This is a genomic window from Curtobacterium sp. MCBA15_016 (genome assembly GCF_001865105.1).
GTDB lineage: Bacteria > Actinomycetota > Actinomycetes > Actinomycetales > Microbacteriaceae > Curtobacterium.
On record NZ_MJGR01000009.1, the window covers coordinates 6684 to 7102 of the forward strand.

At 68.0% G+C, this 419-nt stretch carries 1 protein-coding gene; it reads left to right on the forward strand.

Translation table 11 applies throughout. The features are described from left to right. Positions 1 to 419, forward strand: a 419-nt coding sequence (locus BIV03_RS04325; RefSeq protein ID WP_139201855.1) for an extracellular solute-binding protein, incomplete at both ends; no start/stop codon positions are given.

The window sequence follows — 419 nt, forward strand, 5'->3', positions numbered from 1 at the left end:
CCGAGGACGCCAAGGCCACCACCACGGGCGGCCGGCACGGCCTGGCGATCGCCTACGCCGACGGCTTCGACCCGTGGAAGTTCGTCTGGGGCATGGCGCAGAACGCCGGCAACACGATCGTCTCGAAGGACGGCAAGGCGGAGATCGACTCCAAGGCCGTCGAGAACGCCTACCGCACCTACTTCGACTGGGTCACCAAGGACGGCGTCGTCGACAAGGCCGCGATCGGGTGGAACAACGCCCAGGCCCTCGCGCAGTTCACCGAGGGCAAGGCGGCGTTCTTCCCGATGACGACCACCACCGCGATCAACTCGTTCAAGAACACCCCCGTCGACGGCAAGTACGAGTTCGCTCTCCTGCCGACGGTGCCCCCGGGAGCGACGTCGCGTCCGTCCGGCGGCATCGAGGCGGCGAGCATC